General features: G+C 61.3%; 20 protein-coding genes. 12 read left to right on the top strand and 8 right to left on the bottom strand.

The features are described from left to right. Window positions 1–89: 89 nt before the first annotated feature. The 5 genes from MRY17_RS25745 to aspA all read right to left on the bottom strand — a co-directional run bounded on the left by MRY17_RS25745 (window position 90) and on the right by aspA (window position 6,631). On the bottom strand, window positions 90–1,082 hold the full coding sequence (locus MRY17_RS25745; RefSeq protein ID WP_243353052.1) for an AraC family transcriptional regulator: 993 nt from the start codon (window positions 1,080–1,082) through the stop codon (window positions 90–92). Between the two features lie 149 nt (window positions 1,083–1,231). Continuing rightward, window positions 1,232–2,119, bottom strand: a complete 888-nt coding sequence (locus MRY17_RS25740; RefSeq protein ID WP_191956262.1) for a hypothetical protein — start codon at window positions 2,117–2,119, stop codon at window positions 1,232–1,234. Window positions 2,120–2,234: 115 nt separating this feature from the next. Further along, window positions 2,235–3,212 (bottom strand): asparaginase, encoded by a 978-nt coding sequence (locus MRY17_RS25735; protein WP_191952483.1) that lies wholly within the window; start codon window positions 3,210–3,212, stop codon window positions 2,235–2,237. A 76-nt stretch (window positions 3,213–3,288) separates the two neighbouring features. After that, complete coding sequence (locus MRY17_RS25730) at window positions 3,289–4,734, bottom strand: alanine/glycine:cation symporter family protein (RefSeq protein WP_181285725.1); 1,446 nt, start codon at window positions 4,732–4,734, stop codon at window positions 3,289–3,291. Between the two features lie 472 nt (window positions 4,735–5,206). Next, on the bottom strand, window positions 5,207–6,631 hold the full coding sequence (gene aspA, locus MRY17_RS25725) for an aspartate ammonia-lyase (RefSeq protein WP_032884466.1): 1,425 nt from the start codon (window positions 6,629–6,631) through the stop codon (window positions 5,207–5,209). A gap of 182 nt (window positions 6,632–6,813) precedes the next feature. Here aspA and MRY17_RS25720 point away from each other — a divergent pair, with 182 nt between their 5' ends. The 5 genes from MRY17_RS25720 (at window position 6,814) to MRY17_RS25700 (ending at window position 10,620) form a co-directional block, all read left to right on the top strand. Further along, the gene (locus MRY17_RS25720; RefSeq protein WP_057726084.1) at window positions 6,814–7,722 is read left to right on the top strand and encodes a LysR substrate-binding domain-containing protein; all 909 of its coding nucleotides are present in this window, start codon (window positions 6,814–6,816) and stop codon (window positions 7,720–7,722) included. Between the two features lie 343 nt (window positions 7,723–8,065). Further along, window positions 8,066–8,557 (top strand): 5-(carboxyamino)imidazole ribonucleotide mutase, encoded by a 492-nt coding sequence (gene purE / locus MRY17_RS25715; RefSeq protein ID WP_003195648.1) that lies wholly within the window; start codon window positions 8,066–8,068, stop codon window positions 8,555–8,557. Between the two features lie 12 nt (window positions 8,558–8,569). Beyond that, window positions 8,570–9,655, top strand: coding sequence for a 5-(carboxyamino)imidazole ribonucleotide synthase (locus MRY17_RS25710; RefSeq protein ID WP_054916926.1), 1,086 nt, complete (start codon window positions 8,570–8,572; stop codon window positions 9,653–9,655). A gap of 105 nt (window positions 9,656–9,760) precedes the next feature. Then, entirely contained in the window at window positions 9,761–10,006 is a 246-nt protein-coding gene (locus tag MRY17_RS25705; protein ID WP_057006311.1) for a GlsB/YeaQ/YmgE family stress response membrane protein, read from the top strand. Window positions 10,007–10,083: 77 nt separating this feature from the next. Then, complete coding sequence (locus MRY17_RS25700) at window positions 10,084–10,620, top strand: DUF3299 domain-containing protein (protein ID WP_181285723.1); 537 nt, start codon at window positions 10,084–10,086, stop codon at window positions 10,618–10,620. Window positions 10,621–10,739: 119 nt separating this feature from the next. Here MRY17_RS25700 and MRY17_RS25695 read toward each other — a convergent pair whose 3' ends face one another. Then, on the bottom strand, window positions 10,740–11,639 hold the full coding sequence (locus MRY17_RS25695) for a D-hexose-6-phosphate mutarotase (RefSeq protein WP_243353051.1): 900 nt from the start codon (window positions 11,637–11,639) through the stop codon (window positions 10,740–10,742). A gap of 65 nt (window positions 11,640–11,704) precedes the next feature. Further along, window positions 11,705–12,109: an acyl-CoA thioesterase gene (locus MRY17_RS25690; RefSeq protein WP_003176975.1), complete on the bottom strand. Its 405-nt coding sequence runs from the start codon at window positions 12,107–12,109 to the stop codon at window positions 11,705–11,707. A gap of 406 nt (window positions 12,110–12,515) precedes the next feature. On the opposite strand from MRY17_RS25690, the gene MRY17_RS25685 reads away from it, so the two are divergent. The 7 genes from MRY17_RS25685 (at window position 12,516) to MRY17_RS25655 (ending at window position 22,024) form a co-directional block, all read left to right on the top strand. After that, a complete protein-coding gene (locus MRY17_RS25685; RefSeq protein ID WP_181285721.1) occupies window positions 12,516–13,805 on the top strand; it encodes an MFS transporter in 1,290 nt (429 codons plus the stop codon). A gap of 159 nt (window positions 13,806–13,964) precedes the next feature. Beyond that, on the top strand, window positions 13,965–14,951 hold the full coding sequence (locus MRY17_RS25680) for a phosphate ABC transporter substrate-binding protein PstS (protein WP_010207586.1): 987 nt from the start codon (window positions 13,965–13,967) through the stop codon (window positions 14,949–14,951). A gap of 484 nt (window positions 14,952–15,435) precedes the next feature. Further along, complete coding sequence (locus MRY17_RS25675) at window positions 15,436–17,469, top strand: ABC transporter permease subunit (protein ID WP_181285749.1); 2,034 nt, start codon at window positions 15,436–15,438, stop codon at window positions 17,467–17,469. 15 nt (window positions 17,470–17,484) lie between these two features. Further along, window positions 17,485–19,155, top strand: coding sequence for a phosphate ABC transporter permease PstA (pstA, locus tag MRY17_RS25670; RefSeq protein WP_191952487.1), 1,671 nt, complete (start codon window positions 17,485–17,487; stop codon window positions 19,153–19,155). A 133-nt stretch (window positions 19,156–19,288) separates the two neighbouring features. Beyond that, a complete protein-coding gene (gene pstB, locus MRY17_RS25665; RefSeq protein ID WP_124434522.1) occupies window positions 19,289–20,122 on the top strand; it encodes a phosphate ABC transporter ATP-binding protein PstB in 834 nt (277 codons plus the stop codon). Window positions 20,123–20,192: 70 nt separating this feature from the next. After that, window positions 20,193–20,954, top strand: a complete 762-nt coding sequence (phoU, locus tag MRY17_RS25660) for a phosphate signaling complex protein PhoU (RefSeq protein WP_124434521.1) — start codon at window positions 20,193–20,195, stop codon at window positions 20,952–20,954. A gap of 167 nt (window positions 20,955–21,121) precedes the next feature. Continuing rightward, entirely contained in the window at window positions 21,122–22,024 is a 903-nt protein-coding gene (locus MRY17_RS25655) for a response regulator (protein ID WP_191956259.1), read from the top strand. Window positions 22,025–22,144: 120 nt separating this feature from the next. On the opposite strand, the gene MRY17_RS25650 is transcribed toward MRY17_RS25655, so the two are convergent. Next, a complete protein-coding gene (locus MRY17_RS25650) occupies window positions 22,145–23,485 on the bottom strand; it encodes a hemolysin family protein (protein ID WP_057726098.1) in 1,341 nt (446 codons plus the stop codon). Window positions 23,486–23,736 lie beyond the last annotated feature (251 nt).

The following is a 23,736-nucleotide window of genomic DNA, read 5'->3' as shown; positions in this document are numbered from 1 at the left end:
CGCACGCGCATTATGAGAACGACAGGAGCGGCCAAAAGGAGATAAATATGGCCAAAGTGTGTGTCCGCAATTCGCCCCTCATTAGCGCGTCATGCACGAAATTGGCTCGGTGTTACGCCGCTCCAGCGCACGAACGCATGCCTGAAGCTCGCCGTTTCGCTGAACCCCAGCGTCTCGGCAATCCGGTGGATCGGCCACAGGTCGTCAGCCAACAACTGTTTGGCGCGTTCAAAGCGCAACTCATCAAGCAGTTCCTGATAGCTACATCCCAGGTTGTGCAGGTGCCGGCGCAGGGTGCGCGCAGAACAGTTCATCTGTTGGGCCAGGCCGTCGAGCCCAGGTGCGGCGTGCAATTGCGCAGCCAGCAGTTGGCGGATCCGCCCCAGCCAGGCCTCGCGCCCGGTGAATTCGGTGTTCTGTTTGCGGCAACGTTCGACCATGGCCTGGTGGGTGACCGCGTCGGCCAGGGGCAAAGGTTGGGCGAGCCAGCGTTTATCAAACGCGAACGCATTAACAGTCGCCTGGAACTGTAGCGGGCAGTCGAAGCACTCGTTGTAGCGCGCCTGATAATCCGGCGCATCGTGCTCGAACCGAGCGCCCAGCAACGGCAGTGGATGGCCAAGCAGGTCGTCGCAGATGACCTTCAGCGATCCCAGACACAGCTCGACATTGAAGGCGGTCAGTGCCGGGTTTTCGCGGTAATCGTCGGCCGTGAACCAGATACGCTCGCCGTCCTCTTCCAGGCTCAGTTCGAAGAGTGTTCCCAACAGCGCCGGATACCGCAGGGCCAGGCGCAAAGCGTCACCGAAAGTGGCACTGGTGAGCAGGGCATAGCCCAATAGGCCGTACGCAGAAACATGCATCCGCCGGCCAACGATCAGGCCGATATCGCGCTGATGGGCCACGGCATTGGCACACACTCGCATCTCCTGATGGGTGGCGATACGTGTGTCGGCGCGGCTCAAATCCGCCGCACAGATGCCGCTGCCGGCCAGCAATGCTTCATGGGGCAAGCCTTCGGCTTCGAAGGTACGCAGCACCAGGGACACAGCGTTGAGGGTGGTCAGGTGTGAATGCAGCATGAGGGATTCCAGCCTGGGTTTGTCAGGCTGGAGCAAGTTATGTGCCGTTGCGCGAGCGCGCCGTCAATAGACCTCTGGCGGGAAAAACAAGCGCTGGGCTTGGGTGAGGTTGATGGAACTGCGGTAGTAGTCGAGCTGTTCCTCTGCGTTCAAGCCGGTGACTGTGTCAGCCACCTCTTTGAGCTGTTGTTCTGCTGGGGTTTTGAGCCGTGCGTAGAGAAACCTATTGAGTGAAGCGTGGGCGCTCGAGTATTGGAAATGCGCATACCAGAGGGTTTTGCCGGTAGACAGATCGATGACGGCGTACTCATCCTGATAGCTCCAAGTGGCGCCCTTGAGCGGTTGTCGGGTGATGGTCTTTTTGATGGCGATTTCACGGTGGTTAATAAGCCAGTCGACATGGGCAATGGTCGGTGGCTGTCGCTTGATGAGCTTGGCCACGGTTTCAGTGGCCCGTTCGAGCGGGTGGGGGCATGGAACAGCGTGCGGGCCATCGTGCAGTCTTCGTCGGTCCAGGCATCGACGTGTTGCACATTCCAGGCTCTGCGCAGGCTCTGGGTGAGTGTTTGCCAGCGAGGACCGTTGCCGTTGCTTTGGTTCCAGAACGTTACCAACTGTTCCTGAAAGGCCCGGTAGACCACCAGCGCCAGGGTGTTGATCAGGTTGGCGACTTCGACAATACGCACGGGCAAATGAAGCGGGGGATCGGTTACAGGCTTCAGGGTCAGGAAGTGATTGCCCTCGACGCACAGCGTCGGCACTTTGAGGATGGCCTGCCGGGCCAGGATGCTGCTCAGGGTTTCATAATGTGTTGGCCCTGGCACGATCTGGTCATCGATGAGCTCCCAGGTGGAAGTGCCCATCAGTGTCATGGCCGGGTCGATGTCCAGGTCGGGGTATTTCTCCAGTAAAGACTGGCGCAGCAGTTCGCCAGCGGCTTCCCGGAACGAAGGTCCGACGGACAGTTGGGTGGCCAGTTTGCGTGTTTCAGTGTCTGGAGGCGTTTGCTGCGAGGGTGTGGAGCTGGAGGTCGTCATGCGGGCATCCCTGTCTTGCCGATCTATGGAAAAAGCCGAGCGCAGGCTCGGGTTTTCCATGTTAGGTATCGGCAAGCAGGGAATTGCAGTGCTTATGTAGGGCTGTCTTGGGCGCTCACGCTGGCTGGGTATGCAGGTCCAACTCTACCAGGCATCGCACTTGCTCCACGGCAAGGCCGGCACCGAGCAAGGCGTGCAACTTGCCGAACGCGGCTTCGCGGGTCATCCCGCCGCCTGACAATACGCCGGCGTCGCGCAAGCGGCTGCCGGCTTCGTAGACGTCCAGCTCTACACCGCCTTCATGGCACTGAGTGATGGCGACCACCACCACACCTTGATCCTGCGCACGCTGCAAGCTGGCGAGGAATTGCGGGTTATCGCTCGGCCCGGTGCCGCTGCCGAAGCACTCCAGCACCAAGCCCTGAATGCCGCTGCCGATGATTGCGTCCAGCTGTGCAGCGTCGAAACCGGGTATCAGCGGCAATACGCCGACGTTCGCCAAGGCTTTGGGCTGACGGTAATCCAGCGCCGCCGGCAGGGTTTGGGCACGGGCGAAGTCGTCCTGGCGTTGCAAGGCTGCGAACGGGTTGCGCCCAAAGCTGCGAATCTTCGCGCAGCGGGTCGGCGCCATCAGCGCACCGTGGAAGTACAGGTGCACACCCGGCTTCAACCCTTCGCCCAAGGCCGTCAACGCACCGCTGACGTTTTCCCAGGCATCGCTGTCGGGCACACCGGCTGGCAGCATCGAGCCGGTGAACACCACCGGCACCGGCAGGCCCAGCAGTTGGAAGCTCATGGCCGCCGCGCTGTAGGCCAGGGTATCGGTGCCGTGCAGGATCAGCACGGCGTCGCAGCCGGCATCTACCGCCTCAACCACGGCGCTGCGCAGGCGTTGCCAGTAGGCAGGGTTCATGTTGGCGCTGTCGATCAGTGGCGACATTTCCTGGAAGCGCCACGCGGGCAGGCCTGCGTCGGCGAACTGTTCACGCATGCGCACTTCAAAACCAGACGCAGGCGCCAGGCCATTGGCGCTGGCCTGCATGCCAATGGTGCCGCCGGTATAGAGCACCATCACGTTATTAGCTGATTGCATCGAGAATCTCCTGAACGAAAAACGCCGCCGGGCCCAGAGCATGCCCAAGGCCGGGCGGCGTGTCATCTAGCCGTGATTAACGTTGCGCTTGAGCGCTCAGTTCAGCCGCTGGAGCCGCCTCGGTTTTCACCGGGTTGGCCGGCCAGGCCTTGCGGTCCAGGTCCAGGTCGGGGAACTGGCTGGAGTCGAACACCGGGGTTTTGATGCCCGCTGCGCGCTGGCTGTCGTAGTCGTTGAGGATGCGCATGGCGATCTTGAACAGGAACGCCAGGGCGAACAGGTTGACGAACGCGAGCAGGGTCATGGTGATGTCGGCGAAGGCGAACACGGTGCTCAGGTTCTCGATGGAACCCCAGAAGATCAGCACCAGCACCAGCGCACGGTAGCCCATCAGCACCTTGCGGTTGTTGCCGACCAGGAAACGCAGGTTGCTCTCGCCCAGATAGTAGTTGTACATGATCGAGGTGAATACGAACAACGCCAGGGCCACCGAGATGAACATGCGACCCCAGTCACCGACCACCGCCGCCAGCGAGTTCTGGGTCAGGGCAATGCCGTCGCCTTCAAAGCCTGGGGTGTAGAAGCCGGAGAGCAGGATCAGCAACGCGGTGCAGGTGCAGATCACGAAGGTGTCGAGGAACACGCTGAACGCTTGCACCACGCCCTGGGCGATCGGGTGTTCTACCGAAGCGACAGCAGCCACGTTAGGCGCGCTGCCCAGGCCGGCTTCGTTGGCGAATACGCCACGTTTCACGCCCATGATGATCGCGCTGCCTACCAGACCACCGAAGGCCTGGTCGAGGCCAAAGGCGCTCTTGACGATGGTCGCCAGCATGGCTGGCACGTGGTCGAATTGCAGCACGATCACGTACAGGGTCACGGCGATATAGACCAGGGTCTTGACCGGCACCAGCAGGTCGGCAATCGAGGCGATACGCTTGATCCCGCCGATGAACACCAGGCCCAGCAACACGGCCAGCGCGAGGCCGGTGTAGGTGGTGTCGAGGCCAAAAGCGTTATTCAGCGAGTGGGTCACGGCATGGGCTTGCAGGCCGTTGAAGGCAAAGCCGAAGGTCACCAGCAGCAGGAACGCCATCACCATCCCCAGCCAGCGTTTGTGCAGGCCGTGCTGGATGTAATAGGCCGGGCCGCCACGATAGGTGCCTTCAGCATCGGTGCGCTTGTACAGCTGGCCAAGGGAGCACTCGATAAAACTCGAAGACATGCCCACCAGCGCGGTGACCCACATCCAGAACACCGCACCCGGGCCACCCAGGGTCACGGCAATGCCGACACCTGCGATGTTACCGGCACCCACACGGCCGGCCAGGCTGAGCATCAGCGCCTGGAACGAGCTGAGTTGACCGGAGCTGCTTTTCAGGCTGTCTTTAAACACCGAGAACATGTGGAAAAAGTGACGCAGTTGAACGAAACGCGAGCGGATCGTGAAATAACCGCCGAGCCCGACAATGAGCACGATCAGTACTTTCCCTGAGAGGAAGTCGTTGATGACTTCGAGCATGGAGTGTTCCTCGCTGATTTTTCTAATGGCAAACGCAGGAAGGTTCGACGCCGTCGCATCGCACCAGGCAGTGCGCGACAGTTCGACCCCAATCCTTTTGCGGGTTGTTATTCATGCGGTTTCGCGTTGTATCCGGGCCTCGTTACCGACGGCCGCGCACGCGAAGAGGGGCGGCACTATACCTAGGCGAACGTCATCCGTCTGCCCGGGCTGATTAAAGGTTTCATCAAAGTCCTTATGGCTTCACCCGTTGACTGTGGGAGCCGGGCTTGCCCGCGATGGCGGTGTGACAGGCAGCAATGATGTTGCTGACCCACCGCCATCGCGGGCAAGCCCGGCTCCCACAGGGTTTTTCGGTGTTCGGTCGAGCGTGTTTCCAAGTTAAAAAAAAGGGCCTGAAGAACGAGCCTTCAGGCCCTCAAAAGGTGAGAGGTGTCTAGTCCCTCAACCTGGTGAGCGGTGCAACAAACACTTAGGCCTTCAGCGGGACCAAGCGTGGAGCGATCATGTTTTCGGGGCGCAGGATGTCGTCGAGCATGGCGTCGTCGAGCAAGCCTTCTTCGCGCACCAGTTCCAGCACGCCGCGACCGCTTTCAAGGGCGATACGCGCAATGCGGGTGGCGTTTTCATAGCCGATGTAGGGGTTCAGCGCGGTGACCAGGCCGATGGAGTGTTCCACCAGTTCGCGGCAGCGCGCTTCGTTGGCGGTAATGCCGACGATGCAGTGCTCGCGCAGCATGTCCATGGCGCGTTGCAGCAGGCGGATCGAGTCGAAGATCTTGAAGGCGATCAGCGGCTCCATCACGTTCAACTGCAATTGGCCGCCCTCGGCCGCCATGGTTAGGGCCAAATCGTTGCCGATCACCTGGAAGGCCACCTGGTTGACGGCTTCCGGGATCACCGGGTTGACCTTGCCGGGCATGATCGAGCTGCCTGGCTGGCGTGCCGGCAGGTTGATCTCGTTGATGCCGGTGCGTGGGCCGCTGGACAGCAGACGCAGGTCGTTGCAGATCTTCGACAGCTTTACGGCGGTACGCTTGAGCATGCCGGAGAACAGCACGAAAGCGCCCATGTCGGAGGTGGCTTCGATCAAGTCGGCCGCCGGTACCAGCGGCTGGCCGCTGATGGTGGCAAGACGCTGTACGGCCAGGGCCTGGTAACGCGGGTCGGCGTTGATGCCGGTACCGATGGCAGTGCCGCCCAGGTTCACTTCGGTGAGCAACTCCGGCGCCAGGGTTTTCAGGCGGGCCAGGTCTTCGCTCAGGGTGGTGGCGAAAGCGCGGAATTCCTGGCCGAGGGTCATCGGTACGGCGTCTTGCAGTTGGGTACGGCCCATTTTCAATACATGCCCGAACTCGACGCCTTTGGCGGCGAACGCCTGGATCAGGCTGTCGAGGCTGGCCAGCAGCGCGTCATGGCCCAGCAGCAGACCCAGGCGGATCGCGGTCGGGTAGGCGTCGTTGGTCGACTGCGCCATGTTCACGTCGTTGTTGGGGTGCAGGTACTGGTATTCGCCCTTCTGATGGCCCATGGCCTCCAGCGCGATGTTGGCGATCACTTCGTTGGCATTCATGTTGGTTGAAGTGCCGGCGCCGCCTTGAATCATGTCCACCACGAACTCTTCGTGGAAATCGCCACGGATCAGTCGGGCACAGGCTTCGCTGATGGCAGCGTGCTTGGCTTCGCTGAGCTGACCCAGTTCGCGGTTGGCGTCCGCCGCTGCTTGCTTGACCATTGCCAGGCCGACCACCAATTTCGGGTAATGCGAAATCGGAACACCGGAGAGACGGAAGTTATTCACCGCTCGCAGGGTCTGGATGCCGTAATACGCTTGAGCCGGTACTTCGAGTACGCCAAGCAGGTCTTTTTCGGTACGGAATGATGCAGCAGAGGACATGACGGAAATCATCTCGATAGGGACCCGGAACTGGCCGGAACGCTGCGAATGCTAGGCTTGTAGAACTTTTTGGGCCAATGCTGTTAAACACTGGCCTATGCACAAACGGCATAATGTGGATGTGACCCGGTTACCATGACGGGCGTGTGTGCCAAAATGGTGCATTCCCGTGGGAGGCAGTGATGAACCTTGAGAGCAAATGGCTGGAAGACTTCAGTGCCCTGGCGGCGACGCGCAGCTTTTCCCAGGCGGCGGAGCGGCGCTTTGTGACCCAGCCGGCGTTCAGCCGACGCATTCGCAGCCTGGAAGCGGCGTTGGGCCTGACCCTGGTCAATCGCTCACGCACGCCGGTGGAGCTGACGGCGGCGGGGCAACTGTTCCTGGTCACTGCGCGCACGGTGGTCGAACAGCTCGGTGAAGTGCTGCGTCATTTGCATCACCTGGAAGGCGGGCAAGGGGAGGTCATGCAAGTCGCGGCCGCCCACTCCCTGGCGCTGGGTTTCTTCCCCCGTTGGATCGCGCAACTGCGCAACGAAGGTTTGAACATCGCCACGCGGCTGGTCGCCACCAACGTCGGCGATGCCGTACACGCCCTGCGCGAAGGCGGCTGTGATCTGATGCTGGCGTTCTACGACCCGGACGCGGCGATGCAGATGGACGCTGAGATCTTTCCCTCGCTGCACTTGGGCAACACCGAAATGCTCCCGGTGTGCGCCGCCGATGCCGACGGCAAGCCGCTGTTCGACCTGGAAGGCGAGGGCAGTGTGCCGCTGCTGGCCTACAGCGCCGGGGCGTTCCTCGGCCGCTCGGTGAACCTGCTGCTGCGCCAGCGTGCCCTGCGTTTCACCACCATCTATGAAACCGCCATGGCCGACAGCCTCAAGAGCATGGCGCTGGAAGGCTTGGGCATCGCCTGGGTGCCGCAGTTGAGCGTACGGGCGGAACTGGCCCGTGGCGAACTGGTGGTGTGCGGTGGATCGCAATGGCATGTGCCGCTGGAGATTCGGCTGTATCGCTGCGCGCTGGTGCGCAAGGCGAATGTGCGGTTGTTGTGGAGGAAGCTGGAAGGTGGCGCGGCGCAAAATACCTGAGCCCAATCTCGGGCCCGATGCAGGGCAAATGTGGGAGGGGGCTTGCCCCCGATTGCGGTGTGTCAGTGACAGATAAGTGCCTGACACTCCCTCCTCGGGGGCAAGCCCCCTCCCACAGGTTTTGCGGTGTTTGGGACTGACTCTTGAGTCAATAAAACCGCCGGTTTGGGCGGTAAGACAGATGGTCATCCCAGGGGCTGTTTATCTGGATTATTACGGTATACTGCGCGGCCTTCGGCCGGTCCAACCGGCCTTAATTCGTACACCAAGCCACGCCGGATTTCCCGCGTGGCTTGTTGTTTTTTGACGCGCCTGCGGGCGCCCAGAGAGAAGAGGCACGACGATGAGTGCATTGGTTGGCGTGATCATGGGCTCCAAGTCCGATTGGTCCACCCTTAGCCACACCGCCGATATGCTGGAAAAACTCGGCATTCCGTATGAAGTGAAGGTGGTCTCCGCCCACCGCACGCCGGATTTGCTGTTCCAGTATGCCGATGAAGCAGAATCCCGTGGCATCGAGGTGATCATCGCCGGTGCCGGCGGTGCGGCGCATTTGCCTGGCATGTGTGCGGCCAAGACTCACCTGCCCGTGCTGGGTGTGCCGGTGCAGTCGTCGATGCTCTCGGGCGTGGATTCGCTGTTGTCCATCGTGCAGATGCCGGCCGGCATTCCGGTGGCAACCCTGGCGATCGGCAAGGCCGGCGCGATCAACGCCGCGTTGCTGTCCGCCAGTATCCTGGGCGCCAAGCATCCGCAGTTCCATGCGGTGCTGAAAAAATTCCGTGCTGAGCAGACAGACAGCGTGCTGGACAATCCAGACCCACGCATCGCCTGAGGGTGTTGATTGATGAAAATCGGTGTAATCGGTGGCGGCCAACTGGGCCGCATGCTGGCTCTGGCGGGAACCCCGCTGGGGATGAACTTCGCTTTCCTGGACCCGGCGCCGGACGCTTGTGCGGCCGCCTTGGGTGAACACCTGCGCGCGGACTACAGCGACCCGGATCACCTGCGCCAGCTGGCCGACGAAGTCGACCTGGTGACCTTCGAGTTCGAAAGCGTCCCGGCCGAAACCGTGGCCTTCCTGTCGCAGTTCGTCCCGGTGTACCCGAGCGCGGAAGCCTTGCGCATCGCCCGCGACCGCTGGTTCGAGAAGAGCATGTTCAAGGACCTGGGCATTCCGACCCCGGCCTTCGCCGATATCCAGTCCCAGGCGGACCTGGACGCCGCCGTCGCCAGCATCGGCCTGCCGGCCGTGCTGAAAACCCGCACCCTGGGGTATGATGGCAAGGGCCAGAAAGTGCTGCGCACCGCTGCCGATGTGGTCGGTACTTTCGCCGAACTGGGCAGCGTCGCCTGCCTGCTGGAAGGCTTCGTGCCGTTCACCGGTGAAGTCTCGCTGATCGCCGTGCGTGCCCGTGATGGCGAAACCCGCTTCTATCCGTTGGTGCACAACACCCACGTCAACGGCATCCTGAAAGTGTCCGTGGCCAGCACTGACCACCCGCTGCAGGCCCTGGCCGAAGACTATTCGAGCCGTGTGCTCAAGCAGCTGGATTACGTCGGCGTGATGGCGTTCGAGTTCTTTGAAGTCGACGGTGGCCTCAAGGCCAACGAAATCGCCCCGCGCGTGCACAACTCCGGGCACTGGACGACCGAAGGCGCCGAGTGCAGCCAGTTCGAAAACCACCTGCGGGCGGTGGCGGGCTTGCCGTTGGGCTCCACGGCCAAGGTTGGCGAGAGCGCCATGCTCAACTTCATCGGCGTGGTGCCGCCGGTCGAGCGGGTCATGGCGATCGACGATTGCCATGTGCATCACTACGGCAAGGCCTTCAAGGCAGGTCGCAAGGTGGGTCACGCCAACCTGCGCTGCAAGGACCGCGCGACCCTTCAGGCGCAGATCCTCAAGGTCGAAGCACTGATTGCCGAACAATAAGCTGCGTCGCCGCGGGAACCATTAAGGCTCGGTGTCCCTCTGATTGCAGGATGCCAAAGTCTGACTAGGCTTTGGCATGACTCACACCAATCAGAGGGAAATGCCATGGGTATCATCGGAACCATCTTTATCGGCTTGATCGTCGGCCTGCTGGCGCGTTTCCTCAAGCCTGGCGACGACAGCATGGGCTGGATCATGACCATCCTGCTGGGTATCGCCGGCTCCCTGGCTGCAACCTACGGTGGCCAGGCGCTGGGAATCTACCAGGCCGGTCAAGGCGCAGGCTTTATCGGTGCGCTGGTCGGCGCAATCGTGCTGCTGGTGATCTACGGCCTGATCAAAAGAAAGTAATCAGCCGACAAAGTCCTCTGCGCTGCGCAGGCGCAGAGGGCTAGAATGCTCGGCACTTGTACTTGCCGAGTCTCTCCATGCGCCGTCTTCTGTTGACTCTCCTCTTGCTGGCCCCAGGCCTGGCCCACGCTGGCGAACTGCCGGAAACCGATTGGTTGGATCTGATGCCGCTGTCGGATCAGAAAGCCCTCGAAGCCATGCCCGAGATCGATCACAACTCGCCCGAAGCCCAAGGTACCTTTACCGACAAGGGCGGCCTGAAGCAGAGCAAAGGCTTGCCGGCGGTGATGTATTCAACCAAGACCGTGGCCGCCATGAACGGCAAGAACATCCGTATAGGCGGCTATCCGGTACCGTTGGAAACCGATGCCAAAGGCCGCAGCACGCTGTTCTTTCTAGTGCCTTACCCCGGCGCGTGCATTCATGTGCCGCCACCGCCGCCCAACCAACTGGTGCTGGTGCGCTATCCCAAGGGCCTGAAGCTGGATGATATCTACACGCCGCTGTGGGTCACCGGCACCTTGAAAGTGGAGAAGGTCAATAACGACCTGGCGGATGCGGCGTATGCGCTGGATGCAGGGAAGGTGCGGGTGGTGAAGGAGTCCGATCTCTAAAAGCCAACACATAACAATGTGGGAGGGGGCTTGCCCCCGATTGCGGTATGCCAGTCAAAAATGTTCTGACTGAACCACCGCTATCGGGAGCAAGCCCCCTCCCACATTTCGAACTTCGTCTACAGGGCGACAGCGGCGATGCTCACGCCCAGCGTATGGCTTTCGCCGGGTGCCAACGCCACCACATCATCCAGCACATTCGCCGTCTCGATGCACAACATCCCCTGCCAGCCATCGTCGGCCATGTCATCGAAGGCCTTGGCGCGTTCGGTCCATGGGTTCCAGATCACGGTCGATTTCGAACCTTCGCTGGTGAGCTGGATGCGACGCTGCCAGTCCTTGTCGAGGATGCTCAGGCGGGCCGGTGTATCGAGGTAGATACGGTCAGTCTCGGCACTGAAGTGCAGCAGGCCGGACTGGGTTTTCTCGGTCCAGCCATCGGCGGTATCGATATAGGCTGACCCGTCCAGGCCTTCGACCTGTACGTTGCGCACATCGCTGACGGCGAAGTAGGTATGCAGTGCCTGGCTGAGGGTCACGGTGTCAGTGCCACGGTTATGGCTGGTCAGGTGGATATGCAGCTGGTCGTCCAGCACCAGGCTCAACTTCAAGTCGACCTGATGAGGCCAGCCAGGAAAACCGCCTGCCGGTACGGGCAGCGCCAGATCCACCCGCAACGCTTGGCCTTCAAGCTCGGTTGCGGCCAATTCCCACCGCGCCGTACGCACAAAACCGTGGGCGCCGGCCGGCTGATCGCTGTGGCGCATCGCCTTGACGCTCTGCGGGTTGCGCTCGAATACACCAAACCAGGGCCAGCACACCGGGACGCCGGTACGAATGCCTTTGCCCTGCTTGAACATTGCCTCGGGGTTCGGCCAGATCAGCGGCTGCTCGCCGTCGCGCTGGTAACTGAAGAGATGCGCGCCCTGTTGGGCCACCAACAATTCGGCGCCGTTGTGGCGGATGCGCCAGCAGTCCAGCTCGTCGATTTTCAGGGTTTCAACGTGAGGCGTGGGCATAACAAGGCACTCTCAATGGCAGGCAATGGACAATGGGGCAATTGACCGTGAAAACCCGATGAGGTTTAACGCGCGCGCGATGGAACCGAGCGCGTGCGGCCGCTGCCATCGATGGCGACGAACACGAATACCGCCTCGGTGACCTTGCGCCATTCGCTGGACAGCGGGTCGTCGCTCCACACTTCGACCATCATCTGGATCGAGCTGCGGCCGATTTCCAGGGCCTGGGTATAGAAGGACAACTGTGCGCCCACCGCGACCGGTACCAGGAATGCCATGCGATCTATGGCCACGGTGGCCACGCGCCCGCCGGCAACCTTGCTGGCCATTGCCGTGCCGGCCAGGTCCATCTGCGCGACCAGCCAGCCGCCGAAGATATCGCCAAAACCATTGGTTTCACGCGGAAGCGCGGTGATTTGCAGGGCGAGATCGCCTTGCGGGATAGGATCTTCTTGTTCGAGTTCGATCATGCCGAGGGTGCCTCTGACCCGTGACGCTTCATGGGTATTTCAAGTGGATAGCCGTCTTGTGGAAAAACGTTTCAGCACCAACATACACCGCTCGATGCGTTTCTCGTAAGGCGAACTAAAGGGAAACTCTGCCAAATCGGCTGGACGGCGCCCAACGACGTTTTGGCACAGCAGCCCGTCAAGACTGGGGTTCCTGCGCTTGCACGGGCGAGTATATCGGGCCGCTGGCGTGACGACGACCACCTGAGGCTCATTTGGTCGGTAAATAGAGGCTGTATCGGGGCTTTTGCGCGCAACTGTTTTCATGGCGCTGTGCTTTTTCAAGCGATTTGCTATCTTGCCAGACCCCGCCGCAAGTCACGGGCGCGCAGTCCTTTACGATGACTACTATAAGAGAAGCCTTGCCATGTCCTCCGTGCCCGCAAGCAGCGCGCAACCGTCGCGCCCGCTGACCCGCAACGACTACAAAACCCTGTCGCTGTCTGCCTTGGGCGGGGCGCTGGAGTTCTACGACTTCATCATTTTTGTGTTTTTCGCCACCGTGGTCGGGAAACTGTTCTTCCCCGTCGACATGCCCGAATGGCTGCGCATGATGCAGACCTTCGGCATCTTCGCCGCCGGCTACCTCGCACGCCCACTGGGCGGCATCATCATGGCGCACTTCGGCGACCTGCTGGGCCGCAAGAAAATGTTCACCCTGAGCATCTTCATGATGGCCGTGCCGACCCTGATCATGGGGCTGCTGCCCACCTACGCGCAGATCGGCCTGTGGGCGCCGGTCCTGTTGCTGCTGATGCGCATCATCCAGGGCGCTGCGATTGGCGGTGAAGTCCCGGGCGCCTGGGTATTCGTCTCCGAACATGTTCCACCACGCCATATCGGCTACGCCTGCGGCACCTTGACCAGCGGCCTCACCGCCGGAATTTTGCTGGGTTCGCTGGTGGCCACGGCTATCAACTCGATCTACAGCCCGGAGCAGGTCTCGGATTTCGCCTGGCGTATTCCGTTCCTGCTCGGCGGTGTGTTCGGTTTGCTGTCGGTGTACCTGCGTCGCTGGCTGCATGAAACGCCGATCTTCGCCGAAATGCAGCAACGCAAGACCCTGGCCGCCGAGCTGCCGCTGCGCGCGGTACTGCGCGATCACCGTGGCGCCATTGTGTTGTCGATGCTGCTGACCTGGCTGCTGTCGGCCGGCGTCGTGGTGGTGATCCTGATGACCCCGACGGTGCTGCAGACCGTCTACCACTTCAGCCCCACGGTTGCGTTGCAGGCCAACAGCCTGGCCATCGTCACCCTGAGCCTGGGGTGCATCGCATCCGGCGCACTGGCCGACCGCTTCGGTGCCGGCCGAGTGCTGATCACTGGCTGCGCATTATTGCTGGCAACCTCGTGGACGCTGTATCACAGCCTGATGGCCCATCCGGACTGGCTGTTTCCGCTGTACGCCCTGACCGGCCTGTTCGTCGGCACAATCGGTGTGGTGCCTTACGTGATGGTCAAGGCATTCCCGCCGGTGGTGCGCTTCAGCGGCTTGTCGTTCTCCTACAACGTGGCCTACGCCGTGTTCGGCGGGCTGACGCCGCTGGCGGTGTCGCTGCTGATGAAGGAGAGCCCGATGGGGCCGGCCTACTATGTTGCGGCCCTGTGTGTGATGGGGATGGTGGTGGGCGGGTATCTGTGGAAGCGTTCCCGCTAACCTATGATCGTTCCCACGCACCCGCGTGGGAACGAGCGTCAACCCTGCGCTTTCGATAGTGGCCTTTCATCTAATTGTCACATTGCAGACATAGAGTGTTCACACGGCCTCTCGATACTTGGCCCCGATCCAATTATCCCTATCTGCTAGGAGCAAGGCATGAAACTGAAACGTTTGATGGCGGCAATGACTTTCGTCGCTGCTGGCGTCGCGACCGCCAACGCGGTGGCTGCTGGCGTTGACCCGGCGATCCCGGCATACGTCAAGACCACGGGTGTGTCGGGCAACCTGTCCAGCGTCGGTTCCGATACCCTGGCAAACCTGATGACCCTGTGGGCCGAGGGTTACAAGAAGGAATATCCGAACGTCAACATCCAGATTCAAGCGGCCGGCTCCGCTACCGCGCCACCTGCGCTGACCGAAGGCACCTCCAACCTGGGCCCGATGAGCCGCAAGATGAAGGACACCGAACTGGCGGCCTTCGAGCAGAAGTACGGCTACAAGCCAACCGCTATTCCGGTGGCCGTGGATGCCTTGGCTGTATTCGTGCACAAGGACAACCCGATCCAGCACCTGACCATGGAGCAGGTCGATGCGATCTTCTCCTCGACTCGCCTGTGCGGCGGCAAAGCCGACGTGAAAACCTGGGGCGACCTGGGCGTGACCGGCGACCTGGCCAACAAGCCGGTTCAACTGTTCGGCCGCAACTCGGTGTCCGGTACCTACGGCTACTTCAAGGAAGAAGCCCTGTGCAAAGGCGACTATAAGCCTAACGTCAACGAACAGCCTGGCTCGGCTTCGGTCGTGCAGTCGATCAGCTCCTCGCTCAACGGCATTGGTTACTCGGGCATCGGCTACAAGACCGCCAGCGTGAAAACCGTGGCCCTGGCCAAGAAGGGCAGCACCGACTTCATCGAAGACAGCGAAGAAAACGCCCTGAACGGCAAATATCCGCTGTCGCGTTTCCTCTACGTTTACGTCAACAAAGCCCCGAACAAGCCTCTGGCTCCGCTGGAAGCCGAGTTCGTGAAACTGGTGCTGTCCAAGCAGGGCCAGGAAGTTGTAGTGAAAGACGGCTACATCCCGCTGCCAGCCAAAGTTGCCGCCAAGGCACTGGCTGAGCTGGGTCTGAAAGAAGGCAACTAAGTAGCTGAGCTGGGTAAAACCAGCCTTTCTGTAGGAGCGAGCTTGCTCGCGAAAGACGATAGGGCGCCGCGGTTATTCAGAAACGGCGCGTTATCGTTGACGATCTTCGCGAGCAAGCTCGCTCCTACAGAAACTTCTAATTTTTTATCCGCTGCCAGCCCTGCTTCGCGGCGGATTTCCTGCGTCACTGCATTGTCATCTTTCTGTCATACAGGACCGCTAGGGTGTGCGCATGAATGATCTGGCCAATTCCACCATGACGACGACTTCTCCCCCCAAGCGCATTGATTTCAATACGCCTGAGCTGCAACGAAAACGCCGCATTCGCGCGCTCAAGGACCGACTGACCCGTTGGTATGTACTGGTCGGCGGCCTCGCTGTGCTCGGCGCCATCACCCTGATTTTCTTCTTTCTCGCCTATGTGGTTGCGCCGCTGTTTCAAGGCGCCTCGCTGACCAAGGAAGACGCGCTGACGCCCGCCTGGATGCAGGACGCCGGCAAACCGCTGCTGATCTCTCTTGAAGAACAGAACCAGGTCGCCATGCGGGTTTCCGACAAGGGCCAGGCGCTGTTCTTTGCAGTCGACACCGGCGCCGAGCTCAAGCGCGTTGATCTGCCGCTGCCGTCGGGCGCGAGCGTGGCGTCCATCGGTGAAGACCAGCCGGGCAGCCCGCTGGTGATCCTCGGTTTGTCCAATGGCCAGTCCCTGGTGTTCCGTCACACCTATAAGGTGTCGTACCCGGACGGCAAGAAAACCATCACGCCTGCGATTGAATACCCCTACGGTGAAACACCGATCGTGCTTGACGATGCCGGACGCCCGTTGGAACACGTAGCCCTCAACGCCACGGATTCAACCTTGGTCGTTGCAGGTTCGGCCGGTTCGCACTTGAACGTGTTGTCCCTGAGCCGCGAAGAAAACATGATGACCGGCGAAGTCACCAGCGAGCAGAAGCGTATCGAGCTGCCGCAAATGACCGAGCCCGTGAAGGCGATCTTCATCGACCCACGCCAGCAGTGGCTCTATGTGATTAACGGCCGTGCCCTCGCCGATGTATTCAGCCTGCGCGACAACAGCCTCAACGGTCGCTACAAACTGCTGGAAGACGGCAATGCTGAAGTCACCGCCAGCACTCAGTTGGTGGGTGGTATCTCGCTGATCATCGGTAACTCCAAGGGCGGCCTGGCCCAGTGGTTCATGGCCCGTGACCCGGATGGCGAGCAGCACCTCAAGCAGATCCGCACCTTCCAGATGGGCACCACGCCCATCGTGGAAATCACTGCTGAAGAACGTCGCAAAGGTTTCACTGCCCTTGATGCGTCCGGCAAGTTCGGCGTATTCCACAGCACCGCGCACCGCACGTTGCTAGTCGATCCCGTGGTCGACGGCCAAGGGGTGTTCGGCCTGTCGCCACGGGCCAATCGCGTCATCGTCGAAGCCGGTGGCAAGCTGCAACCGTTGCTGCTCGACAACCCGCACCCGGAAGTCTCGTGGAGCGCGCTGTGGAGCAAGGTCTGGTACGAGAACTACGACGAGCCTAAGTACGTCTGGCAATCGACCGCCGCCAATACTGACTTCGAACCCAAAATGAGCCTGGCGCCGTTGACCTTCGGTACGCTGAAAGCCGCGTTCTACGCGATGCTGCTCGCCGCGCCGCTGGCTGTAGCCGCCGCGATCTACACCGCTTACTTCATGGCCCCGAGCCTGCGCCGCAAGGTCAAGCCGGTGATCGAGTTGATGGAAGCGATGCCGACGGTGATCCTCGGCTTCTTCGCCGGTCTGTTCCTGGCACCTTATGTGGAAGGGCATCTGCCGGGGATTTTCAGCCTGTTGATGTTGTTGCCGATTGGCATCCTGGTGGCCGGTTTTGTATTCAGCCGTTTGCCTGAGTCGATCCGCCTGCGGGTGCCGGATGGCTGGGAAAGCGCGATCCTGATCCCGGTGATCCTGTTCGTGGGCTGGCTCTCGCTGTACATGAGCCCGTACCTGGAAACCTGGTTCTTCGGCGGTGACATGCGTATGTGGATCTCCCATGACCTGGGCATCACCTACGACCAGCGCAACGCCCTGGTGGTCGGTCTGGCCATGGGTTTTGCGGTGATCCCGAACATTTACTCCATCGCCGAAGACGCCGTGTTCAGCGTGCCGCGCGGCCTGACCCTGGGCTCCCTGGCCCTGGGTGCCACGCCCTGGCAGACCATGACCCGCGTGGTGATCCTGACCGCCAGCCCGGGCATTTTCTCGGCATTGATGATCGGCATGGGCCGCGCCGTGGGCGAGACCATGATCGTGCTGATGGCCACCGGTAACACGCCGGTGATGGAGATGAACCTGTTCGAAGGCCTGCGCACCCTGGCGGCCAACGTCGCGGTGGAAATGCCCGAGTCGGAAGTGGGCGGCAGTCACTATCGCGTGCTGTTCCTCTCGGCGCTGGTGCTGCTGCTGTTCACTTTCATCATGAACACCCTCGCCGAGCTGATCCGTCAGCGTCTGCGCAAGAAATACTCGTCGCTTTAAGAAAGGTAGAAGTCTGTGAAACAGAACTCCCTGAATGGATGGTTCAAGAGCGGCGCCCCCGGCGTCTGGATCAGCGGTGGCGCGGTGTCCATCGCGGTCATCATGACCATTGGTTTGCTGGCGGTGATTGCGGTGCGCGGTCTGGGCCATTTCTGGCCGGCCGACCTGATCCAGGCCAACTACAACGTACCGGGCCAGGCCAACCATATCGTCATCGGCGAAGTGGTGCAGAAGGAAGAGGTCCCACGCGAGCGCCTGAAAAGCGCGGGCCTGCCTGTGCCCGATGAGGGCCCGGAGTTCATGACCCGCGAGCTGATCAAGGTCGGCAACCGCGACTTGAACGGCAATGACTTCACCTGGATCGTCGGCGAATGGTTGAAGGACCAGACCAAGCCGGTGCAGTTGATGGCCATCGAGCGGCGTGAATGGGGCAACTTCTACGGCACCCTGGTCAACGTCAAGCAGGATGGCAAGATCATCGCCGAAGGCGAGGCCGCGTGGCCGGAGCTGCAGGCGCGTGTGGAGCGCGTCAACAAGCTCGCCGCCCAGCTCAAGAGCCTGGAAAAAACCGATATCGGCGCGATCAACGCCGGGCTTGAGCGCGTCCGCCTGCACGGTCGCAAGCTGGAGCTCGAAGGCAAGCTCGACGCCGCCGCCCAGGCCGACATGGACGCCGACCGCGCCGAACTGAATGCCCGCTACCAGGACATCGAAGCGCGCCTGGCTGACCTGCACGCCCAGTTCAACCGCGACGCGCTGACGGCCCGGGACGGCAACGGCAAGGAAATCGAAATCGGTATCGGCAAGGTGGTGCACGCCTACCAGCCGAACGCCATGGGCACGATGACCAAGATCGGCTTCTACTTCAGCAAGGTCTGGGAGTTCTTGAGCGACGATCCACGGGAAGCCAACACCGAGGGCGGGATCTTTCCGGCGATCTTCGGTACCGTGATGATGACCCTGATCATGGCGATGATCGTCACGCCGTTCGGCGTGCTGGCGGCGGTGTACCTGCGTGAGTACGCCAAGCAGAACACGCTGACGCGAGTTATCCGCATCGCGGTCAACAACCTGGCGGGCGTACCGGCCATCGTCTACGGCGTGTTCGGCCTGGGCTTTTTCGTGTACGTACTGGGTGGCTCGGTGGACCGGCTGTTCTTCGCCGAAGCCTTGCCGGCGCCGACCTTCGGCACGCCGGGCCTGCTCTGGGCCTCGCTGACCCTGGCGCTGCTGGCGGTGCCGGTGGTGATCGTGGCCACCGAAGAAGGCCTGGCGCGGATTCCTCGCACCGTGCGTGAAGGTTCCCTGGCGCTCGGCGCGACCAAGGCGGAAACGCTGTGGAAGATCGTGCTGCCCATGGCCAGCCCGGCGATGATGACCGGCATGATCCTCGCCGTGGCCCGTGCCGCCGGCGAAGTGGCGCCGCTGATGCTGGTCGGCGTGGTGAAACTGGCCCCGTCGCTGCCGTTGGACGGTAACTACCCGTACCTGCACCTTGACCAGAAGATCATGCACCTGGGCTTCCATATCTATGACGTCGGCTTCCAGAGCCCCAACGTCGAAGCGGCGCGGCCATTGGTGTATGCCACCGCCTTGCTGCTGGTCATGGTGATCGCCACGCTCAACCTGTCGGCAGTGTGGATACGCAACCACCTGCGCGAAAAATACAAAGCGCTGGACAGCTGATTTATAAGTGAATGCAGAATAAATGTGGGAGGGGGCTTGCCCCCGATAGCGGCGGATCAGAAACAGATGTGCTGACTGACACACTGCCATCGGGGGCAAGCCCCCTCCCACACAACAGCACAGGGAGCATCCCATGCAACACGACACCCATTCCCACGGCATCAACATGTCTGCCCTGGGTCGCGACAAACAGAGCCTGAACCTGGCCCAGGAAACCGTGGCCATCGAAGTGCCCGGCCTGAGCCTTTACTACGGCGACAAGCAAGCGCTGTTCGACGTGAGCATGAACATCCCCAAGCAGCGCGTGACCGCCTTCATCGGCCCTTCCGGCTGCGGCAAGTCCACGCTGCTGCGCACGTTCAACCGCATGAACGACCTGGTGGACGGCTGCCGCGTGGAAGGCGCCATCAACCTCTACGGCACCAATATCTACCGCAAGGGCGAAGACGTGGCCGAGCTGCGCCGCCGCGTGGGCATGGTGTTCCAGAAGCCCAACCCGTTTCCCAAGACCATCTATGAAAACGTCGTCTATGGCCTGCGCATCCAGGGCATCAACAAGAAGCGCATCCTCGATGAAGCGGTTGAATGGGCGCTCAAGGGCGCGGCGCTGTGGGACGAGGTAAAAGACCGCCTGCACGAATCCGCCCTCGGCTTGTCCGGCGGCCAGCAGCAGCGTCTGGTGATCGCCCGTACCATCGCCGTGGAACCTGAAGTGCTGTTGCTCGACGAACCGTGCTCGGCCCTCGACCCGATCTCGACGCTCAAGGTCGAAGAACTGATCTACGAGCTCAAGTCCAAGTTCACCATCGTCATCGTGACCCACAACATGCAGCAGGCGGCGCGGGTGTCCGACTACACCGCGTTCATGTACATGGGCAAGCTGGTGGAGTTCGGCGATACCGATACCCTGTTCACCAATCCGGCGAAAAAGCAGACCGAAGACTACATCACCGGTCGCTACGGCTAGGAAGCCGTGGTTCTGAATGCACTGACGCTGCGGTTCTCCGCACCTTACCGGACGCTCCAAGGACGCCAACATGATTAGCAAAGAAGGCCTTACCCACCACATCTCCGCGCAATTCAACGCCGAGCTTGAGGAAGTGCGCAGCCACCTCCTGGCGATGGGCGGCCTGGTGGAGAAGCAAGTCAACGATGCGGTCACCGCGCTGATCGAGGCCGACTCGGGCCTGGCCCAGCAGGTGCGGGAGATCGATGACCAGATCAATCAGATGGAACGCAACATTGATGAGGAATGCCTGCGCATCCTGGCCCGCCGCCAGCCTGCGGCTTCAGACCTGCGTTTGATCATCAGCATCTCCAAATCGGTGATCGACCTCGAGCGTATCGGCGACGAAGCCACCAAGATCGCCCGCCGCGCCATCCAGCTGTGCGAAGAAGGCGAAGCGCCGCGGGGTTACGTGGAAGTGCGCCACATCGGCGACCAGGTGCGCAACATGGTGCGAGATGCCCTCGACGCGTTTGCGCGGTTCGATGCGGACCTGGCGCTGTCGGTGGCCCAGTACGACAAGGTCATCGATCGCGAATACAAGACCGCCTTGCGTGAGCTGGCCACCTACATGATGGAAGACCCGCGCTCTATCTCGCGGGTCTTGAGCATCATCTGGGTGCTGCGCTCGCTGGAGCGCATCGGCGACCACGCGCGCAATATCTCGGAGTTGGTGATTTACCTGGTGCGCGGCACCGACGTTCGGCACATGGGCCTCAAGCGCATGAAAGCCGAAGTTGAAGGCAAGGCTGATCTTATCCCTAATGTTCCGGACGAATCTGACGATAAGTAAGGTTGCCCGAGAAATTAACGCCCGGCCATTGGTCGGGCGTTTTCGTTTGTGGCGAGCGGAATTTATTGCGGACGGGGCGTAATAAGCCCTACCGTGACTGCAGAGTTTTGGCAAAATGCCATCAGTCAGGCGTACTGCCAGCCAAGGTTTTATAGGATGAAGGGTCGATGAGTAAAGTCAGTGTGTTGGTGGTGGATGACGCCTCGTTTATTCGCGACCTGGTGAAGAAGTGCCTGCGCAACTACTTCCCAGGGATCAAGATCGAAGATGCGGTGAACGGCAAGAAGGCGCAATCCATTCTGATGCGCGAGACCTTCGACCTGGTGCTGTGCGACTGGGAAATGCCGGAGATGTCCGGGCTTGAGCTGTTGACCTGGTGCCGCGAGCAGGCCCATCTGAAAGCCATGCCGTTCGTCATGGTGACCAGCCGGGGTGACAAGGAAAACGTGGTGCAGGCCATCCAGGCCGGCGTGTCCGGCTACGTCAGCAAGCCGTTCACCAATGAGCAATTGCTGAACAAGGTCAAACAGGCCCTGCACAAGATCGGCCGCCTCGATGCGTTGATCGCCAGCGCGCCGACCAAGATGAACTCGGCCTTCGGCAACGACTCCCTGAGCGCACTGACAGGCGGCAAGCCCGAAGCCGTCAAGCCGGCGCCGGTGGCGGCAGCCCCGAGCAAAGGCCTGCTCAACAGCGCGCCTGTGGTCGCCGCTCCGGCTGCGTCGCCTGCCGGCGGTCGTGGCCAGGGCCAGTTGCGCCTGGCCGGCGGCACCCAGCAGTGCGTGATCAAGGCATTGAGCATCAAGGAGGCGTTGTTGGTGGTGCGTCGCGGTGAGGTCCTGCCCCAGGTCCTGGAAAGCGCCGTGCTCGACCTCGAACAGGGCGAAAACGCTGAAGTGGCACGCCTCAATGGCTACCTGCACGCCATCGTCGCCTACGAGCCCAGGCCCGACAGCGACTGGCTGCAACTGACCTTCCGGTTTATCGACCAGGATGCGCAGAAGCTGGACTACATCTCCCGCCTGATCGCCCGTGGTACCGCGCAGAAGCACTTCGTGCCGGGTGCTTGATTTACAGGGCAACGCCTGACCAATGTGGGAGGAGGCTTGCCCCCGATTGCGGTCTGTCAGTCAAACCTATTCTGACTGAACCACCGCTATCGGGGGCAAGCCCCCTCCCACAATGGGTTGTCAGTCCAGCATCAACACCTTGGCCAGCACGATTTTGGGCCCTTTCATCTTTTTGATGATGATCCGCAAGCCTTCGACCTCCAGCACTTCTTCCTCTTCCGGCACCCGTTTCAAGGTGTCGTAGATCAGGCCGGCCAGGGTTTCGGCTTCGATGTGGTCCAGGTCGATGCCGAGCAGGCGCTCTACCTTGAACAGCGGGGTATCGCCACGCACCAGCAGCTTGCCCGGCTGGTAGGCGAGGATGCCGCGTTCGGCCTTGCGGTGTTCGTCCTGGATATCGCCCACCAGCACTTCCAGCACGTCCTCCATGGTCAGGTAGCCAATGATCTTGCCATCGGCTTCTTCCACCAGGGCGAAGTGCGCGCCGCCTTTGCGGAACTGCTCCAGCAACTGCGACAACGGCATGTGCCGCGACACCCGCTCCAGCGGACGGGTCAGTTCGGCCAGGTTGAACGACTCCGGGATATGGTCCAGGGCCGCCAGTTCCAGCAGCAGGTCCTTGATATGCAACAGGCCCACGAACTCGTTGCGCACGGCGTCATACACCGGGTAACGGCTGAATTTGTGGCGCCGGAACAGCGCCAGGATTTCCTTGAGTGGGGCGTTGAAATCCAGGGTGACCAAGTCTTCCCGGGAGTTGGCCCAGTCCACCACTTCCAGTTCGCCCATTTCCACGGCGGAGGCGAGTACGCGCATGCCTTGGTCGCTCGGGTCCTGACCACGGCTGGAGTGCAGGATCAGCTTGAGCTCTTCGCGGCTGTAATGGTGTTCGTGATGCGGGCCGGGCTCGCCCTGGCCTGCGATACGCAGGATGGCGTTGGCGCTGGCGTTGAGCAGGTAGATTGCCGGGTACATCGCCCAGTAGAACAGGTAGAGCGGCACGGCGGTCCACAGCGACAGCAATTCGGGTTTGCGGATGGCCCAGGATTTGGGGGCCAGCTCGCCGACCACAATGTGCAGGTAGGAAATCACGAAGAAGGCGGCAAAGAACGACACGCCCTTGATCACCTCCGGCGACTCTACGCCTGCGGCGCCCAGCAACGGCTCGAGTATGTGCGCAAAGGCCGGCTCACCGACCCAGCCCAGGCCCAGGGAGGCGAGGGTGATACCCAGCTGGCAGGCCGACAGGTAGGCGTCGAGCTGGCTGTGCACGGTGCGCAGGATCTGTCCGCGCCAGCCGTTGGTGTGGGCGATGGCCTCGACCCGGGTCGAGCGCAGTTTGACCATGGCAAATTCCGCCGCAACGAAGAAGCCGTTGAGCAGTACCAGGACCAGTGCAAAAAGAATCATGCCGAAATCGGCGAAAAGTGTAGCGAGGGTGATACCAGGGGAAGGGTCCATGATGGGGTTTTGCAGGTTCCGTATGTTCAATAGGGGGAAGGCGGGCCTGAAAGGCAGGCGCAAGTCGGCCAATGTAGCGGCTGATGGGGCGCTTGCCTAGTGGTTGCTGCCGGGCGGGGCCTGGAATGCGCCCTCCAAATTCATGCAAAACCACTGTGGGAGGGGGCTTGCCCGCGATAGCAGAGTGTCAGTCAGCACATCTGGTCCTGATACACCGCTATCGGGGGCAAGCCCCCTCCCACATTTAAATT

Origin of the sequence: Pseudomonas orientalis (assembly GCF_022807995.1) — a bacterium.
In the GTDB taxonomy this organism is placed as follows: domain Bacteria; phylum Pseudomonadota; class Gammaproteobacteria; order Pseudomonadales; family Pseudomonadaceae; genus Aquipseudomonas; species Aquipseudomonas orientalis_B.
The sequence above is the reverse complement of the archived record's forward strand: the minus strand, read 5'-3'. Positions and strand labels throughout refer to the sequence as shown.

Excerpts from the sequence above, each read along its gene's own strand:
- MRY17_RS25745 (WP_243353052.1), bottom strand. The coding sequence starts at position 1,082 with ATGCTGCATTCACACCTGACCACCCTCAACGCTGTGTCCCTGGTGCTG.
- MRY17_RS25740 (WP_191956262.1), bottom strand. The coding sequence starts at position 2,119 with ATGACGACCTCCAGCTCCACACCCTCGCAGCAAACGCCTCCAGACACT.
- MRY17_RS25735 (WP_191952483.1), bottom strand. The coding sequence starts at position 3,212 with ATGCAATCAGCTAATAACGTGATGGTGCTCTATACCGGCGGCACCATT.
- MRY17_RS25730 (WP_181285725.1), bottom strand. The coding sequence starts at position 4,734 with ATGCTCGAAGTCATCAACGACTTCCTCTCAGGGAAAGTACTGATCGTG.
- aspA (WP_032884466.1), bottom strand. The coding sequence starts at position 6,631 with ATGTCCTCTGCTGCATCATTCCGTACCGAAAAAGACCTGCTTGGCGTA.
- MRY17_RS25720 (WP_057726084.1), top strand. The coding sequence starts at position 6,814 with ATGAACCTTGAGAGCAAATGGCTGGAAGACTTCAGTGCCCTGGCGGCG.
- purE (WP_003195648.1), top strand. The coding sequence starts at position 8,066 with ATGAGTGCATTGGTTGGCGTGATCATGGGCTCCAAGTCCGATTGGTCC.
- MRY17_RS25710 (WP_054916926.1), top strand. The coding sequence starts at position 8,570 with ATGAAAATCGGTGTAATCGGTGGCGGCCAACTGGGCCGCATGCTGGCT.
- MRY17_RS25705 (WP_057006311.1), top strand. The coding sequence starts at position 9,761 with ATGGGTATCATCGGAACCATCTTTATCGGCTTGATCGTCGGCCTGCTG.
- MRY17_RS25700 (WP_181285723.1), top strand. The coding sequence starts at position 10,084 with ATGCGCCGTCTTCTGTTGACTCTCCTCTTGCTGGCCCCAGGCCTGGCC.
- MRY17_RS25695 (WP_243353051.1), bottom strand. The coding sequence starts at position 11,639 with ATGCCCACGCCTCACGTTGAAACCCTGAAAATCGACGAGCTGGACTGC.
- MRY17_RS25690 (WP_003176975.1), bottom strand. The coding sequence starts at position 12,109 with ATGATCGAACTCGAACAAGAAGATCCTATCCCGCAAGGCGATCTCGCC.
- MRY17_RS25685 (WP_181285721.1), top strand. The coding sequence starts at position 12,516 with ATGTCCTCCGTGCCCGCAAGCAGCGCGCAACCGTCGCGCCCGCTGACC.
- MRY17_RS25680 (WP_010207586.1), top strand. The coding sequence starts at position 13,965 with ATGAAACTGAAACGTTTGATGGCGGCAATGACTTTCGTCGCTGCTGGC.
- MRY17_RS25675 (WP_181285749.1), top strand. The coding sequence starts at position 15,436 with ATGCAGGACGCCGGCAAACCGCTGCTGATCTCTCTTGAAGAACAGAAC.
- pstB (WP_124434522.1), top strand. The coding sequence starts at position 19,289 with ATGCAACACGACACCCATTCCCACGGCATCAACATGTCTGCCCTGGGT.
- phoU (WP_124434521.1), top strand. The coding sequence starts at position 20,193 with ATGATTAGCAAAGAAGGCCTTACCCACCACATCTCCGCGCAATTCAAC.
- MRY17_RS25655 (WP_191956259.1), top strand. The coding sequence starts at position 21,122 with ATGAGTAAAGTCAGTGTGTTGGTGGTGGATGACGCCTCGTTTATTCGC.
- MRY17_RS25650 (WP_057726098.1), bottom strand. The coding sequence starts at position 23,485 with ATGGACCCTTCCCCTGGTATCACCCTCGCTACACTTTTCGCCGATTTC.